Annotated in this window: 1 protein-coding gene; it reads left to right on the forward strand. The window is 60.8% G+C overall.

The genetic code is table 11. From position 1 onward, the window contains the following. Window positions 1–111 precede the first annotated feature (111 nt). A partial coding sequence (locus tag BKY26_RS12640; protein ID WP_071690750.1) for an IclR family transcriptional regulator occupies window positions 112–760 on the forward strand: 649 nt, incomplete at its 3' end.

Below are 760 nucleotides of genomic sequence, written 5' to 3' on the forward strand. Positions count from 1 at the left end.
AACCGCCGCACGTGTGCGCATTTTCGATCCCTCCCAGATTTATCTTGATTTTTGAATACGAGTTATCATGATTTGAGACTAAGTCTCGCAACATGGATTGATTCCGTCAACATGCATCTGGACCGCCTGATCGCCATTCTGGAGCTTGTCGCCGTTGCCGGGCGGCCGGTCACGGCGAGCGAGATCCAGAAGGCGACTGGCCTGCCGAAACCGACCTGTTACCGGCTGATGCAGACGCTGCAGGATCAGGGGCTGGTGGACTCCCCTGCCGATGACGGGCGCGTGGTGATCGGTGAGCGGCTCATTCGCATCGCCCTGCTTGGCAAGTCCGATATCGACGTGCGCAAGGCCGCCGCGCCGCTGCTGAAGGCGGCCGCGGTGAACTTTAACGAAACAGTGTTTCTGGCCCGGTTCCGCAACAGCCAAGTGGAAATCATCCATGTGGAAACGCCCGATGACCCGGGCCGCGCCTTCATCCATCCCGGGTTGGGTGTGCGTCCCATGCATGCCTGCTCCTGCTCCAAGGCGATTGCGGCCTTTACCGAGCCGGAATTTCAGGAGTGCATCATCAACGGCACGCTCAAGGCCTATACCGAACACACAAAGACGACCGAGGCCGACCTGCGCGCCGATTTCGCCCGCATTGCCCAGCGGGGCTTTGCCGATTGCGACCAGGAGATTGACCTTGGCATCGCCAGCGTCGCGGCCCCGGTATCGGTTGGCAATATCGGCGCGACCTTCAGCGTCGGTGCTGTCGGGC

The sequence above is a fragment of the Nioella sediminis genome, assembly GCF_001879695.1.
In the GTDB taxonomy this organism is placed as follows: Bacteria; Pseudomonadota; Alphaproteobacteria; order Rhodobacterales; family Rhodobacteraceae; genus Nioella; species Nioella sediminis.